At 64.8% G+C, this 14689-nt stretch carries 15 protein-coding genes; 9 read left to right on the forward strand and 6 right to left on the reverse strand.

Annotated elements, in window-relative coordinates:
• Positions 1-3: 3 nt before the first annotated feature.
• The 6 genes from ACODSZ_RS15905 to ACODSZ_RS15930 form a co-directional block, all read right to left on the reverse strand.
• Positions 4-939 (reverse strand): DMT family transporter, encoded by a 936-nt coding sequence (locus ACODSZ_RS15905; protein WP_175344005.1) that lies wholly within the window; start codon positions 937-939, stop codon positions 4-6.
• 107 nt (positions 940-1046) lie between these two features.
• A complete protein-coding gene (locus ACODSZ_RS15910; RefSeq protein WP_175344006.1) occupies positions 1047-2135 on the reverse strand; it encodes an ABC transporter substrate-binding protein in 1089 nt (362 codons plus the stop codon).
• A gap of 260 nt (positions 2136-2395) precedes the next feature.
• Positions 2396-2566, reverse strand: a complete 171-nt coding sequence (locus tag ACODSZ_RS15915) for a hypothetical protein (protein WP_008331263.1) — start codon at positions 2564-2566, stop codon at positions 2396-2398.
• Between the two features lie 48 nt (positions 2567-2614).
• Positions 2615-3589, reverse strand: coding sequence for a quinone oxidoreductase family protein (locus ACODSZ_RS15920; protein ID WP_175344007.1), 975 nt, complete (start codon positions 3587-3589; stop codon positions 2615-2617).
• Positions 3590-3664: 75 nt separating this feature from the next.
• Positions 3665-4585: a DMT family transporter gene (locus tag ACODSZ_RS15925; RefSeq protein WP_175344008.1), complete on the reverse strand. Its 921-nt coding sequence runs from the start codon at positions 4583-4585 to the stop codon at positions 3665-3667.
• 69 nt (positions 4586-4654) lie between these two features.
• Positions 4655-6298 carry a helicase HerA-like C-terminal domain-containing protein gene (locus tag ACODSZ_RS15930; RefSeq protein WP_175344009.1) on the reverse strand — a complete coding sequence of 548 codons (1644 nt, stop codon included), beginning with the start codon at positions 6296-6298 and terminating at the stop codon, positions 4655-4657.
• 228 nt (positions 6299-6526) lie between these two features.
• On the opposite strand from ACODSZ_RS15930, the gene ACODSZ_RS15935 reads away from it, so the two are divergent.
• The 9 genes from ACODSZ_RS15935 (at position 6527) to rng (ending at position 14672) form a co-directional block, all read left to right on the forward strand.
• Entirely contained in the window at positions 6527-7252 is a 726-nt protein-coding gene (locus ACODSZ_RS15935; protein ID WP_008331277.1) for a YebC/PmpR family DNA-binding transcriptional regulator, read from the forward strand.
• Between the two features lie 72 nt (positions 7253-7324).
• Entirely contained in the window at positions 7325-8593 is a 1269-nt protein-coding gene (gene purD / locus ACODSZ_RS15940; RefSeq protein ID WP_488928024.1) for a phosphoribosylamine--glycine ligase, read from the forward strand.
• 178 nt (positions 8594-8771) lie between these two features.
• Positions 8772-9602, forward strand: a complete 831-nt coding sequence (locus tag ACODSZ_RS15945) for a mechanosensitive ion channel family protein (RefSeq protein WP_488928025.1) — start codon at positions 8772-8774, stop codon at positions 9600-9602.
• A 133-nt stretch (positions 9603-9735) separates the two neighbouring features.
• A complete protein-coding gene (gene hemF / locus ACODSZ_RS15950) occupies positions 9736-10656 on the forward strand; it encodes an oxygen-dependent coproporphyrinogen oxidase (RefSeq protein WP_175344012.1) in 921 nt (306 codons plus the stop codon).
• Positions 10656-11324: a nicotinate-nucleotide adenylyltransferase gene (locus ACODSZ_RS15955; protein WP_488928026.1), complete on the forward strand. Its 669-nt coding sequence runs from the start codon at positions 10656-10658 to the stop codon at positions 11322-11324. The genes hemF and ACODSZ_RS15955 overlap by 1 nt, the downstream gene beginning before the upstream one ends.
• Positions 11324-12070 (forward strand): ribosome silencing factor, encoded by a 747-nt coding sequence (gene rsfS, locus ACODSZ_RS15960; protein ID WP_488928027.1) that lies wholly within the window; start codon positions 11324-11326, stop codon positions 12068-12070. The genes ACODSZ_RS15955 and rsfS overlap by 1 nt, the downstream gene beginning before the upstream one ends.
• Entirely contained in the window at positions 12070-12540 is a 471-nt protein-coding gene (rlmH, locus tag ACODSZ_RS15965) for a 23S rRNA (pseudouridine(1915)-N(3))-methyltransferase RlmH (protein WP_006464668.1), read from the forward strand. Before rsfS ends, rlmH begins: the two co-directional genes overlap by 1 nt.
• A 57-nt stretch (positions 12541-12597) precedes the next feature.
• Positions 12598-13212 carry a Maf family protein gene (locus ACODSZ_RS15970; protein ID WP_008331290.1) on the forward strand — a complete coding sequence of 205 codons (615 nt, stop codon included), beginning with the start codon at positions 12598-12600 and terminating at the stop codon, positions 13210-13212.
• The gene (rng, locus tag ACODSZ_RS15975; RefSeq protein WP_008331299.1) at positions 13209-14672 is read left to right on the forward strand and encodes a ribonuclease G; all 1464 of its coding nucleotides are present in this window, start codon (positions 13209-13211) and stop codon (positions 14670-14672) included. Before ACODSZ_RS15970 ends, rng begins: the two co-directional genes overlap by 4 nt.
• Positions 14673-14689: the final 17 nt, after the last annotated feature.

Raw genomic sequence — 14689 nt, forward strand, 5'->3', positions numbered from 1 at the left:
TCCTCAGCCATGCGGCGGCCGTCCCAGCCGCTTGCCCAGTCCCCAGATGCTCAACAGCAGCAGCGCGCCGCCCAGCCACTGGCTGGGGCTCAGGGTCTGCCCCAGCAGCAGGGCCGCCAGCAGCACGGCGGTGAGCGGCTCGATGAGCGTGGCCACGGTCAGCGCCGTAGGGGTCAGGCGCGCGGCGCCCCAGCTGAACACCAGCAGCGCCAGGGCCGCCGTGACCACGCCCAAGTAGAGATACCAGGCCTGCGGCGGCAGGCCGCTGGGCCAGTGCAGCGGCCGGGCCAGGCTGGCCAGGCCCATCACCAGGGCCGCCACCACGGTCAGGCAGGTGGCCGATGGCCCTGCCCCCAGGGCCGCGGAGAGCCGTCCGCTGACCAGCGTGAAGCCGGTATAGAGCAGCGCCGAGGCCACCGAACAGAGCAGGCCGATCATCAGATCCATCTGGCCCGACCCCGCCGTATCGGCGCTCTGGTGCCGCGCCACGATCAGCACGGTGCCGCCCAGGGCAGCGATCAGCACGGTCGCCAGCGTCCAGTCCAGCCTGTCCTGTCCGCGCAGCAGCGCGATCAAGGTGGAGAACACCGGCGGCAGGCACAGAGCGATGAGGGTGGGAATAGCCGCGCCGATGCGCTCTATCCCGAGGAACCAGCACAGCACGTAACCCGCCATGGTGGTACCGGCCAGCAGCACGGGCAGCAGCAGCGTACGCAGGGTCGGCAGATGGATGCGGGTGCCGAACACCAGGCACAGGAAGACGGCACCCACCGCAAAGCGCCAGAAGGAGATGTCGCCGGGAGCAAAACCGTATTGCGCGATCAGGATGTTGACCACCAGGGCACCGGTGCCCCACAGGAAGCCGGCGCTGCAGGCGGCCATCAGCGCCACCCCCGAGTAATGGGGCGCAGCCAGGGAAGGAGAACGGGAGCCGGTCACGGTAAGTCCTTGCAATGAAGGTGGCGGGGGCGTCCGACCGGTCGCCGGGCGCAGCGCCACAGTGTAGCCCAACACCGACCCGGCCTGCTGGCCCGCCGCGCTGCCCCTCAATTGATGAAGCGCCCGCCCGTGCCGATGGCGGTCAGGTCGACGAAATCCGAACCGCTGTGATCGGTGCGGCTGAAATGCAGACTGAAACCGCCACCATCGTAGTTGGCCGGGGTGATGCTCTCCAGCGCCCGGATCAGACCGGCGCGCGTGAGATGGGGACCGGCGCGGCGCAGGCCCTCCACCAGCACGCGGGCAGCGATGTAGCCCTCCAGACCGATGAAGTTGCAGCCCGCACGCGAGGCGCTGCTGTCCATGGCTTTCTGATACTCATAGACGATGGGCAGTCTGGCCTTGTTGGGGAACGGCACCACCTGGGTAATCTCGGTGCCGACACCGGCCTGCTGCAGGCGCGCGGCCAGCGACTGGCTGCCGACGAAGGAGTAATTGGAAAAACCTCCCAGATAGCCCGCTGCGCGCATGTGCGTGATGAGCGCGGCCGCCGGTCGATACGACACCGCCTGGATCACCACATCGGGGCGCATCTGCATGAATTTTTCTGCCGCGGCCGAAACCTCATCGCTGTTGCGCTCGATGGACCGGCTGCCCACCAGGATCAGGCCGTAGACGCTCACGCGCTGGCGCAGGTTCTCCAGCAGGCTCTTGCCCAGCTCGTCGTTCTGGTAGAACACCGCCACCCTCACCCGTCCATTGCCTTGCAACTGGCGCAGGAGGAAGTCGGTTTCCTGCGCGTAGCTGGCGCGTACGTGGAAGATCAGGCGATGGAAAGGCTCGCGCAGGGCGACCGCGCCCGTGTGCGGCGCAATCAGCGGGATACCGGCCTCGCGGATGGCCGGCAATGCCGCCAGGACCGTAGGCGTGCCGGAAAAGCCGAACAGCGCGAAGACCTTGTCGCGCCAGATCAGTTGCTGGGTATTGGCCAGGGTGCGTTCAGGATCGTAGCCGTCATCCAGACTCAACAGCCGCACGCGTCGGCCATGGACGCCGCCGCGGGCATTGACCTGGGCAAAATAGCTGCGCGCCCCTTCCTGAAAATCCCGGCCGACCTCGGCGGCCGGCCCGGTAAAGGGCGAGGACTGGCCCAGGACGATCTCTTGCGCAGTGACCCCGTTCTCGGCTGCCGCCATCCCGTGCAGGCCGCATGCCCACGCCAATGCCAAGGCCAGTCGGCCACACCGGACGACGACCGTACGCCAGCTCCTTCCCATCTCCCTCTCCCGCCAAAAATGTTCTCCCTGGAGGCGCTCGGGTGAAGAAACTCACCCAAACGTCAAAGGCTGCATTTGACGATCAAGACGGAGAAAAATGCGCGATCTGCGCATAGTCGTGAGCAAAAACCGATAACTTGCGAGATCCATGCCGAATAATTTCGATATTCGGTAAAAAACTAGGAGAAATAGGCTTCGCTGGCAAAGGTGATGAAGACGATCATGAGCACCGCGCAGATCAGCACGACCAACAGCCGCCCGAACTTGGGCGAGCCGTCGTTGCCTGTGGCCTGCTCGGGGGGATGCCCCATGGGGTTGTCGAGGCCGGGCTCGCGCGGTGGCTGGTCCATGAGGCTTCCTCTTGTGGCTGGCGTCAGTCGGGATGAATCAGGCGGCCATCAGGGGATCAGGATGGTCGAACCGGTGGTCTTGCGCGCTTCCAGGTCGGCATGCGCCTGGCCTACATCCTTCAAGGCATAGCGCTGGTTGATCTCGATGCTGATCTTGCCGCTCTCGACCATGTCGAACAGGTCACCGGCGGTGGCGTCGAGTTCGGCGCGGGTGGCGATGTAGTTGCCCAGCGAAGGCCGGGTCAGGAACAAGGAGCCGCGGGAAGCCAGTTCGGACACGCCGAACGGCGCCACCGGACCGGAGGCATTGCCGAAGCTGACCATCATGCCGCGCGGGCGCAGGCAATCCAGCGAGCCGGTGAAGGTGTCCTTGCCGATGGAGTCGTAGACCACCGGGACGCCCTTGCCGCCGGTAATTTCCTTGACGCGGTCGACGAAGTTTTCGGTCTTGTAGTTGATCACGTGGGCAGCGCCATGTTCTTTGGCCAGCGCAGCCTTCTCGTCGCTGCTGACGGTGCCGATCAGGTTCACACCCAGCGCGCGTGCCCACTGGCAGGCTATCAAGCCGATACCGCCGGCCGCGGCGTGGAACAGGATGGTCTCGCCGGGCTGCACGACATAGGTCTGGCGCAGCAGGTATTGCACGGTCATGCCCTGCAGCATCATGGCGGCGGCGGTATCGAAGCTGATGGCATCGGGCAGCTTGACCAGGATGTCAGCGGGCATCACCCGCGCTTCGCAGTAGGCTCCATTGGGGCGGCCCGCGTAGGCCACGCGGTCGCCGACCTGGAAACCGGCCACGCCCGGCCCCACCGCTTCGATGGTGCCGGCGCCTTCCTGCCCCAGTCCGGCGGGCAGCGGCTGGGGATAGAGACCGGAGCGGAAGTAGCAATCGATGAAGTTCAGGCCGACGGCAGCGTGGCGGATGCGGACTTCACCGGGGCCTGGCTCGCCCACTTCCACGTCCACGTATTCCATCACTTCGGGGCCGCCGGTCTTGCTCATGCGGATTGCTTTTGCCATCTGGGTCTCCTGGTTGGTGGTTGGTGCTCGGTTTCGCGCCTGAAAATTCACTTTTGTGAGGCAGTATAAAACGCCTCAGCGCTTCTTGCGCGACAGCAGCCACATGCCGGCCAGCACCAGGGCGGTGCCGGCCAGCTGGATGCCGGTGATGGGCTCATCCAGCAAGACCGCGCCCATGAACAGCGTCGACACCGGCCCCACCAGCCCGGCCTGGGCGGCAGTGGGCGCGCCGATGCGAGAGACCGCCACCATGGTCAGGAACACCGGCAGCACGGTGCAGAACACGGCGTTGAACAAGGACAGCTGGTACACCGCCGCCACCTGCGTGACCAGATCAGAGGGAGCGCGCAACACGAAGAACTGGATCACGCAGGCCACGCTGGAGACGCACATGGCATAGGCCACCAGCCGCACCGCCCCGACCCGCCTGACCAGCTCGCCGGAAGCAATCAGATAGATCGAATAGCTCAAGGCCGAGCCCAGCACCAGGGCACTGCCGAGGAGGACGTTGCTGCCGCCGGTGTGCAGGTCATGCTGCAGCACCAGCACGGTGCCGAAGTAGGACACCAGCAGCGCGACCCATTCGATCGCACCGACCTTGCGCTTGAAGAAGAAAAAAGCGATCAGCATCACGAAGGAAGGGGTGAGGAACAGGATCAGCCGTTCCAGCCCGGCGGAGATGTATTGCAGCCCGAGGAAATCGAGGAAGCTCGACAGGTAATAGCCCATCAAGCCCAGCACCACGATGCGCAGGACGTCGGCGCGCGCCAGCGGCGGCTGGGTGCGGGCCTTCCACAGTGCCACGGCGGCAAACATGGGGAAGGAAAACACCATGCGCAAGGTGATCACCATGACCGCATCGACCTGATAGCGGTACATCAGCTTGGCCACGATGGCCTTGGCGGAAAAGAAAATGGCGCCGACGATGGCCAGCAGCAAGCCGCCCAGGAAGGCCTGGCGCGGGGTGGAATGGACGGGGGAGGGAGCGGCAGTCATGGCCGCGATTGTAAACCCTGGGCTGCCCGCGCGCCGTACGGATGTCCGGACAGCGCGGGCGGTGGCGGATCAGCGTTTCTTCATCAGGGTGCCGAGCACGCCGCGAATGAGTTCACGGCCAACCTGCGAACCGATGCTGCGCGCGGCCGACTTGACCATGGCCTGCAAGGGCGAATCGCTGCGGCGGCTGCCACTGCCGCTACCGAAGATGCCGCCGGCGGCATCCTTGAGCAGATCCCCCAGGCCGCCGCTCTGGCCTTGTGACGGTGCCGGCGATGGTTGCGGCCCGGGTGGCGGCATGCGCGTACCGCCGCCGGGACGCGAAGTGCTGGCCGGGGCCGGTGCAGTGCGGCCGGCCGAAGCGCCCCAGGCGTTGTCATCCACCGGGGCCGGGGCTTCTTGCGGGACCGGGGCCGGGGCGGACTGCGGTTGCTGCACGGCACGGCCTTTCAGGCGTTCATAGGCCGATTCGCGGTCAATGGCCTGTTCGTAGACACCGGCCACCAGCGAGGACGCGATCAGGGCACGCCGCTCCGGGTCGCTGAGCGGACCGATCTGCGAGGCCGGTGTCAGCACGTAGCCGCGTTCGACCATGTTGGGCCGGCCCTTCTCGTCCAGGAAGGACACCAGGGCCTCGCCCACCCCCAGTTCGGTGATGGCCTGGGCGGTGTTGACCATGGGATTGGGACGGAAGGTCTCGGCGGCGGCCTGCACCGCCTTCTGGTCGCGCGGTGTGTAGGCGCGCAGGGCGTGCTGTACGCGGTTGCCCAACTGGCCCAGTACGGTGTCGGGGATGTCCAGCGGATTCTGGGTCACGAAATAGATGCCCACGCCCTTGGAGCGGATCAGGCGCACCACCTGCTCGATCTTCTGCAGGAGCGGCTTGGGGGCTTCATCGAAGAGCAGGTGCGCCTCGTCGAAGAAGAAGGCCATCTTGGGCTGGTCCAGGTCACCCACCTCGGGCAGGTGCTCGAAGAGCTCCGAGAGCATCCACAGCAGGAAGGTGGAATACAGGCGCGGCGCGTTCATGAGCTTGTCGGCGGCGAGGATGTTGATGACGCCGCGACCTTGCGCATCGGTCTGCATCCAGTCCTCGATGTTCAACATCGGTTCGCCGAAGAAGCGGTCGCCACCCTGTTCATCGATGGCGATCAGGCCGCGCTGGATGGCGCCCACGCTGGCGGCCGAAATGTTGCCGTATTCGGTCTTGAACTGCGCCGCGTTCTCGCCCACATGCTGCAGCATGGCGCGCAGGTCCTTGGTATCGAGCAGCAAGAGGCCGTGATCATCGGCAATCTTGAAGACCAGTTGCAGCACGCCCTGCTGGGTGTCGTTCAGGTTGAGCATGCGGGCCAGCATCAGCGGTCCCATGTCGGAAACGGTGGCGCGCACCGGATGACCCTGCTCGCCATAGACGTCCCAGAAGGCTACCGGCGCGGCGGCCCAGGCGGGCTCGGGCAGGCCCAGCTGGGCCAGGCGCGCGCTGGTCTTGGGCGAGTTGCTGCCGGCCTTGCCCAGACCGGAGAGGTCACCCTTGACGTCCGCCATGAAGACTGGCACGCCGATGTCGGACAAGGCCTGGGCCAGCACCTGCAGGGTGACGGTCTTGCCGGTGCCGGTGGCGCCGGTGATGCAGCCGTGGCGGTTGGCCAGTTGCGGCAGCAGGCACAGCTGCACCCCTGAATGGGTGGCGATCGGAAGCGGATTAATCATGTCGGCTCGGCCTCGAAGGCAAAAATGATGGGGTGGCGATATGGTAAAATGCCCGCCCGATTATAGTCAGAACATGGCGCCAGGAAATGTATTATCGGTCCTGCCTGCGCCGGTCCCCTTCTGCAGCGATGCGTCACCTGCGCCCCACGGTCTTGCCGAGGCGCCCCGGAGCGCGGTCTGGGCAGGCGGGGCGGTTCTGGCCTCACTCTCTCGCAGGAAAGATTGAACATGGCTGGACACAGCAAATGGGCCAATATTCAGCATCGTAAAGGCCGTCAGGACGAAAAGCGCGGTCGCGTCTGGACCCGTCTGATCAAGGAAATCACCGTCGCCGCCCGCATGGGCGGAGGCGATCCGGACACCAACCCGCGCCTGCGCCTGGCCGTGGACCGTGCCTCCGACGCCAACATGCCCAAGGACAACGTCACCCGCGCCATCCAGCGCGGCACCGGCGCCCTGGATGGCGTGAACTATGAAGAAGTGCGCTATGAAGGTTATGGCATCAACGGTGCGGCCATCATCGTCGACTGCATGACCGACAACCGCGTCCGTACCGTGGCCGAAGTGCGTCACGCCTTCTCCAAGTTCGGCGGTAACATGGGGACCGAAGGTTCGGTGGCCTTTCTCTTCAAGCACTGCGGCCAGCTGATGTATGCGCCCGGCACCGATGAGAATGCGGTCATGGAAGCGGCGCTGGAAGCCGGTGCCGAAGACGTCATCACCGACGACGAAGGCGGCATCGAAGTGCTGACCGCCCCCAACGACTTCGCAGCCGTCAAGTCCGCCATGGAGGCGGCCGGCTTCAAGGCCGAAGTCGCCGAGATCACCATGAAGCCCTCCACCGAAACCGTGTTCGCCGGCGAGGATGGCGTCAGGATGCAGAAACTGCTGGATGCGCTGGAGAACCTGGACGATACCCAGGAGCTCTATACCAATGCCGTGATCGAAGAATAATTCACCTGAATTGAACCGATTCGGACAACACGCCCCTTTCCGCCCCATTCGCCACTTTTATCTTCCTATCCCATGAAAATCCTAGTTGTTGGCTCCGGTGGCCGTGAACATGCGCTGGCCTGGGCCATTGCCAAGTCGCCGCGCATCCAGACGGTCTATGTTGCTCCCGGCAATGGCGGCACTGCGCTCGACGAGCGCCTGCAGAACATCGCCATCACCGATCCCGTGGCCCTGGCCGACTTCGTCGAGCAGGAGCACGTGGCACTGACCGTAGTCGGTCCGGAAGGCCCGCTGGCTGCCGGTATCGTCAACGTCTTCCGTGCCCGCGGCCTGAAGATCTTCGGCCCCACCAAGGAAGCGGCCCAGCTGGAAAGCTCCAAGGACTTCGCCAAGTCCTTCATGCAGCGCCATGCGATCCCTACCGCCGAATACCAGACCTTCTCGGACGTTGCCGCCGCGCATGACTACATCGCCCAAAAGGGCGCGCCCATCGTCATCAAGGCCGACGGCCTGGCCGCCGGCAAGGGCGTGGTGGTTGCCATGACGCTGGAAGAAGCGCATACGGCCGTGGACATGATGCTCTCCGACAACAAGCTGGGCGACGCCGGTGCGCGCGTGGTGATCGAGCAATTCCTGGCCGGTGAAGAAGCTTCCTTCATCGTCATGGTCGACGGCAAGAACATCCTGCCGCTGGCCACCAGCCAGGACCACAAGCGCCTGCAGGATCATGACCAGGGTCCCAACACCGGCGGCATGGGTGCCTATTCGCCCGCGCCCATCGTCACCCCGGCGCTGCATGCGCGCGTGATGCGCGAAATCATCGTACCCACCGTGCAGGGCATGGCCAAGGATGGCATCCCCTTCTCAGGCTTCCTGTATGCGGGCCTGATGATCGATGCCGACGGCAATCCCAAGACGCTGGAATTCAATTGCCGCATGGGCGATCCGGAAACCCAGCCCATCATGGCGCGCCTGAAGACCGATCTGCTGACCGTGTTTGAACACGCCGTCACCGGCACGCTGGACAAGGTCGAACTGGAATGGGACCGCCGCACCGCACTGGGCGTGGTCATGGCCGCGCACGGCTATCCGGAAGAACCGCGCCGTGGTGATCTGATCACCGATATCCCGGCCGAAACGCCCGATTGCGTGACCTTCCACGCCGGCACGGTCCTCAACGATGACAAGCTGACCACCAACGGCGGTCGCGTGCTGTGCGTCGTGGGTCTGGGCGACAGCGTCAAGGTCGCGCAGAAGCACGCCTATGACGCTGCCGACCTGATCCACTTCGCCGGTTCGCAGATGCGCCGCGACATCGGCTGGCGCGCCTTGAAGCGCTAAGCCGGGCCGCATGCGGTCCCCATCCCCCGCAACGCCCTGCGTGTTGCGGGGGATTTCATTTGGCAGGCGTGCGCAGCGCTGCAACAAAAATGGCGTCCGCACAGCCCAAGCCTGACGGGCGTTTGCGGGCAGCATGCCGCCGCCACAACCCGCATTCCGAGAAAAAAAGGACATATCGATGCCAGACCATCTGCTCAATGTTGACACTTTGATCAACCTCTACCTGGTTCCCTTCGGGCTCAAGGTGATCGCCGCCATCGTCATCTGGATCGTCGGCGGCCTGTTCATCAACACCTTGTCCAAGGTCGTGCGCCGCGTGCTGACGGCACGCCAGTTCGAGACCACCCTGATCAACTACGCCAGCTCGGCCATGCACGTGATCCTGCGCGTGCTGCTGGTGATGGGCATCCTGGAGGTGTGCGGCATCCCCACCACTTCCTTTGCCGCCATGATCGGCGCGGTCGGCGTGGCGCTGGGTGTGGCCTGGTCGGGCCTGCTGTCGAACTTCGCGGCCGGCATCTTCCTGGTGGTGCTGCGGCCCTTCAAGGTGGGCGACTACATCACCGCCGCCGGTCAGACCGGCACGGTCTCCGACATCGGTCTGGTGACCACCATCATCACCACCGACAACAACCTGCGCGTGATCATCGGCAACAACAAGCTGTTCTCGGAAAACATCATCAACTACAACGTCAACGCCACCCGTCGTACCGACCTGCGTTGCCAGATTGCCTACGGGGTCGATCCGCAGGAGGCCATCGCCAAACTCTCAGAGCGCATCAAGGCCATCCCCAACGTATTGCAGACGCCGGCGCCGGGAATCATGATCCAGGAATTCAATGCCACCGGTACCCTGATCGCTCTGCGCGTGCACGCGCCCACCCCCAACTTCGGCCAGGTCTACAATGACGTGCAGAACGCCATCGCCGAGGTCTGCCTGAAGGAAGGCTGGCCGGCACCAGCGACCTATCAGGTCAACATCGCGCCGACACAGCCGCCGCAAAACTGAGGCCAATGCCCCACAAGGCCGCCCCGACAAGGCGCACGGAGCGGCTTTTGGCGCCCCAGCCAGGGGCGCTCAAGGTACAATGGCGGGTTGGAACGCATTTCCGTCCAGTAACCGTGCATCAGAGCGACCCGCCGTGACCCACCATTCCAACGCTTCCACCAACACTGCCGCCGTCAAGGCTTATCTGCAGGACCTGCAACAGCGCATCGTCGCGGCCCTGGAAGCCGCCGATGGCAAGACCTTCCTGTCGGATTCGTGGGAACGCCCCGAAGGTGGCGGCGGCACCTCGCGCCTGCTGGAAGAAGGAAACCTGCTCGAACGCGGCGGCGTGGGCTTCTCGCACGTGATGGGCAAGAACCTGCCGCCTTCGGCGGCGGCCAACCGCCCGCAACTGGCGGGCCGGGCCTGGGAGGCGATGGGCGTGTCGCTGGTGCTGCATCCGCGCAATCCCTACGTGCCGACGGTGCACATGAATGTACGTTTCTTCACCACCCATGCGGAAGGCGAAGAAGCAGTCTGGTGGTTCGGCGGCGGCATGGACCTCACGCCCTACTACGGTGTGAAGGAAGATGCAGTCCACTTCCACCGCACCTGCCGCGCTGCGCTGCAGCCCTATGGCGAGGACCTGTATCCGCGCTTCAAGAAGTGGTGCGATGACTATTTCTACCTGAAGCACCGCAAGGAGCCGCGCGGTGTCGGTGGCATTTTCTTCGATGACTTCAACGCCCTGCCCTTCGAGCAAGCCTTTGCCCTGCAGCGCAGCGTCGGTGATGCCTTCCTGGACGCCTACTTGCCCATCGTAGCGGCGCGCCGCGATACGCCCTATGGTGAACGTGAGCGCGACTTCCAGGCCTATCGCCGGGGACGCTATGTGGAATTCAACCTGGTCTTCGACCGGGGCACGCTGTTCGGGCTGCAATCCGGTGGCCGGACCGAATCCATCCTGATGTCGATGCCGCCGCTGGTAAAGTGGCGCTATGACTGGCATCCCGAGCCGGGCAGTGCGGAAGCGGCGCTGTATGCCGACTTCCTGGTGCACAAGGAATGGCTGTAATGGCGCTGCCTGCGGCGCAGCGCTGCATCGCCGTGCTCGGCGGCAGCTTCGATCCGGTGCACAATGGCCATGTCCTGCTGGCCGAGCATTTCGTGCAGTTGCTGCAGCCCGACGAGCTGCGCGTCATCCCCACCGGCAATCCGTGGCAGAAGCACGGCTTGCAGGCCGCCGCGGCCGATCGGGTGGAAATGGTGCGGCGGGCCTTCGATCGCCAGCAGGTACCGGTCGTCATCGATGAGCAGGAAATCCGTCGCGCCAGCGCGACCTATACCATCGATACCCTGCGCGCCCTGCGGGCCGAACTGGGACCGGAGGTGTCCATCGTGTTCCTGATGGGCGCGGATCAGCTCCAGCATCTGGACACCTGGCAGCACTGGCAGGAACTGTTTGACCTGGCGCACCTGTGCGCCGCCTCGCGGCCTGGCTTCGCGCTGGCCGACACGCACGTGCCGCCGGCCGTGAGAGAAGAATTCAAGCGACGCAACGCTGCGCCGCAAGAGATCCGCAGCACCCCGCACGGATACGGCTACCTGGCCCTCGGGCTGGCGGTCGATATCTCGTCGACTGAAATCCGTGCCCAGCTGCAACGCGGCACCCGACCCGATTCGCTGATTCCGGGCAGGGTGCTAGACTATATCGAACAACAACATCTGTACCGAACTCAATAATGGACATCAAAAAACTGCAAACCCTGGTCGTGGACGCCCTGGAAGACGTCAAGGCCCAAGAAATCCGCATCTTCGACACCTCGCACCTGACCAGCCTGTTCGACCGCGTGGCCATTGCCTCCGGTACCTCGAACCGTCAGACCAAGGCGCTGGCCGCCTCGGTGCGCGACAAGGTCAAGGCCAAGGGCGGCAACGTCGTCAGCGTTGAAGGCGAGGACACCGGTGAATGGGTGCTGGTCGACCTGGGTGACATGATCGTGCACATCATGCAGCCGGCCATCCGCACCTACTACCGTCTGGAAGAAATCTGGGGCGACAAGGAAGTCAAGCTGGGCGCGGCCAAGCGCACCGGCACCTCGGCCGCCGCCAAGCGCGCCGCCGAAGATACCCCGGCCCCCAAGACCCGTCGTACCCGCGCCCAGGCCGAAGCGGTCGAAGCCAGCCAGGCCCTGGACGACGACGAGGACGCACCGAAGAAGCCGGCGCGCAAGCCCCGTACCACCTCGGCCACCACCGGCACCCGCGCCGCTGCCGGCACGGCCCGCACCACCGGCACCAAGACCACGGCGGCCAAGACCACCACGACCCGTGGCACCGCGGCCGGCAGCAAGACCACCACGAGCAAGGCCGCCAGCCCTCGCAAGGCGGCAGCGCCCAAGACCCCGACCGGCAAGACCGTGCGTGTGGCACCGGCCAAGAGCGAGACCGCCAAGAAGCCGGCCGCCAAGCGTTCCAGCAAGGCTTGATGCAGCTGGTCATCGCGGCCGTCGGCCACAAGATGCCGGCGTGGATAGAAACCGGCTTCCAGGAGTATGCCAAGCGCATGCCACCGGAATGCCGGATCATCCTCAAGGAAATCAAACCCGTCGAACGTTCCGGCAGCCGCACGGCGGAAACCGTGATGGCGCAGGAGCGCGAGAAGATCGAAGCGGCGCTGCCCAAGGGCGCGCGCGTGATTGCGCTGGACGAGCGCGGGCGCGACTGGACCTCGGTGCAGTTGTCGCAGCAGCTGGTGCAGTGGCAGCAGGACGGGCGCGACGTGGCCTTCGTCATCGGCGGGGCTGACGGGCTCGATCCCGGCTTCAAGGCCGGCGCCGACACGCTCATCCGCATCTCCAGCATGACCTTGCCGCATGGCATGGTGCGGGTGATGCTGGCCGAGCAGTTGTACCGCGCCTGGTCGATCACCCAGAACCATCCGTATCACCGCGCCTGACGGCGTCCACCGCCGGCTTCCGGCCTTCCGGTACCGGCTCTTGACATCCCTGGCTCAATGAAACAAGCGGACCACAAAATCTACCTCGCCTCAAAAAGCCCGCGCCGTCGCGAACTGCTGCGCCAGATCGGCATCGATTTCGAACTGCTGCTCTCGGACAAGGAAGTCGACGAGAGTGTCCTGCCCGGCGAAGCCCCGCTGGACTATGTCGCCCGCGTTACCCGCGCCAAGCTCGACAGCGCCCAGCAGACCATGATCCTGCGCCAGTTGCCGCACCGCCCGCTGCTCTCGGCCGATACCACCGTGGTGGTCGATGACATGATCCTGGGCAAGCCGGCCGATCACGATGAAGCCGTGCGCATGATCACCCTGCTCTCCGGCCGCACGCATCAGGTCTTGACCAGCGTGGCCGTGGGCGTGACGCACGGGCTGGACACCGACGTCTGGCAGATCGTGCAGCAATCCGACGTCAGCTTCGCGCCGCTCACCGAGCAGGCCATCGCTGCCTACTGCAATACGGTGGAACCCTACGACAAGGCCGGCGCCTATGGCATCCAGGGCCTGGCCTCGGTGTTCATCAGTCATATCGTGGGCAGTCATTCCGGTATCATGGGACTGCCGCTCTTCGAGACGGCTCAACTATTACAACAAGCGGGCGTGCGCATCCTATGAGCGAAGACATCCTCATCAACATCACGCCGCAGGAGACGCGCGTGGCGCTGATCCTGCAAGGCGCCGTGCAGGAACTGCACATCGAACGTACCCTCTCGCGCGGCCTGGCCGGCAACATCTACCTGGGCAAGGTGGTACGGGTGCTGCCGGGCATGCAGTCGGCCTTCATCGATATCGGCCTGGAGCGTGCGGCGTTCCTGCATGTGGCCGACATCTGGGAGGCCCGTCCGCACGATGGTCAGAATGCGCCGGCCATTCCCATCGAGAAACTGCTGCACGATGGCCAGACCATCACGGTGCAGGTCATCAAGGACCCCATCGGCACCAAGGGGGCACGGCTGTCGACGCAGATCTCCATTGCCGGGCGCATGCTGGTCTATCTGCCGCAGGACAAGCACATCGGCATCTCCCAGCGCATCGAGAACGAAGCCGAGCGCGAACTCCTGCGCAGCAAGGTGCAGGCGCTGTTGCCGCCGGAAGAAAAAGGCGGCTTCATCATCCGCACCATGGCCGAGGATGCGTCCGACTCCGACCTGCAGATGGATGTGGAATACCTGCGCACCACCTGGGCCACCATCATCAAACAGGCCAAGACCAAACCGGCACCGACGCTGCTGCATCAGGACCTGTCGCTGGCGCAGCGGGTGCTGCGCGACTTCGTTTCCGACCAGACCGCTACCATCCAGGTCGATTCGCGCGAGAACTTCCACATGCTGCAGGAGTTCGGCGCCATCTACACGCCCTCGGTGCTGCCCAAGCTGATGCACTATCGCGGCGAGCGGCCGCTGTTCGACCTGTACGGCGTGGAAGAGGAAATCGAGCGAGCCCTGGGTCGCCGGGTGGACCTGAAGTCGGGCGGCTACCTGATCGTTGACCAGACCGAAGCGATGACCACCATCGACGTGAACACGGGCAGCTTCGTCAACGGTCGCAACTTCGATGACACCATCTTCAAGACCAATCTCGAAGCGGCGCATGCCATTGCCCGCCAGCTGCGGCTGCGCAACCTGGGGGGCATCATCATCCTGGACTTCATCGACATGGAGAGCGCCGAGCACCGCCAGGCCGTGCTGGCCGAACTGGGCAAGGCGCTGCAGCGCGACCGCACCAAGATCTCGGTATCGGGCTTTTCCACCCTGGGGCTGGTGGAAATGACTCGCAAGCGCACCCGCGAATCGCTGGCCCATATCCTCTGCGAGACCTGCCCGGCCTGCAAGGGGCGCGGCCAGGTCAAGACGCCGCGCACGGTGTGCTACGAGATCCTGCGCGAGGTCATGCGTGAGGCCAAGCAGTTCAATCCGCGCGAATTCCGCATCCTGGCCTCGCAGGTGGTGGTGGACATGTTCCTGGAAGAGGAATCGCAGCACCTGGCCATGCTGGGGGACTTCATCGGCAAGCCGGTGTCGTTGCAGGTGCAGAGTGATTATCAGCAGGAGCAGTACGACATCATCCTGATGTAAAGCCCGGGTGGCACGGC

The sequence above is a fragment of the Herbaspirillum sp. FG34 genome (genome assembly GCF_057809315.1).

Excerpts from the sequence above, each read along its gene's own strand:
- ACODSZ_RS15910 (WP_175344006.1), bottom strand. The coding sequence starts at position 2,135 with ATGGCGGCAGCCGAGAACGGGGTCACTGCGCAAGAGATCGTCCTGGGC.
- ACODSZ_RS15915 (WP_008331263.1), bottom strand. The coding sequence starts at position 2,566 with ATGGACCAGCCACCGCGCGAGCCCGGCCTCGACAACCCCATGGGGCAT.
- ACODSZ_RS15920 (WP_175344007.1), bottom strand. The coding sequence starts at position 3,589 with ATGGCAAAAGCAATCCGCATGAGCAAGACCGGCGGCCCCGAAGTGATG.
- ACODSZ_RS15925 (WP_175344008.1), bottom strand. The coding sequence starts at position 4,585 with ATGACTGCCGCTCCCTCCCCCGTCCATTCCACCCCGCGCCAGGCCTTC.
- ACODSZ_RS15930 (WP_175344009.1), bottom strand. The coding sequence starts at position 6,298 with ATGATTAATCCGCTTCCGATCGCCACCCATTCAGGGGTGCAGCTGTGC.
- ACODSZ_RS15935 (WP_008331277.1), top strand. The coding sequence starts at position 6,527 with ATGGCTGGACACAGCAAATGGGCCAATATTCAGCATCGTAAAGGCCGT.
- purD (WP_488928024.1), top strand. The coding sequence starts at position 7,325 with ATGAAAATCCTAGTTGTTGGCTCCGGTGGCCGTGAACATGCGCTGGCC.
- ACODSZ_RS15945 (WP_488928025.1), top strand. The coding sequence starts at position 8,772 with ATGCCAGACCATCTGCTCAATGTTGACACTTTGATCAACCTCTACCTG.
- ACODSZ_RS15955 (WP_488928026.1), top strand. The coding sequence starts at position 10,656 with ATGGCGCTGCCTGCGGCGCAGCGCTGCATCGCCGTGCTCGGCGGCAGC.
- rsfS (WP_488928027.1), top strand. The coding sequence starts at position 11,324 with ATGGACATCAAAAAACTGCAAACCCTGGTCGTGGACGCCCTGGAAGAC.
- rlmH (WP_006464668.1), top strand. The coding sequence starts at position 12,070 with ATGCAGCTGGTCATCGCGGCCGTCGGCCACAAGATGCCGGCGTGGATA.
- ACODSZ_RS15970 (WP_008331290.1), top strand. The coding sequence starts at position 12,598 with ATGAAACAAGCGGACCACAAAATCTACCTCGCCTCAAAAAGCCCGCGC.
- rng (WP_008331299.1), top strand. The coding sequence starts at position 13,209 with ATGAGCGAAGACATCCTCATCAACATCACGCCGCAGGAGACGCGCGTG.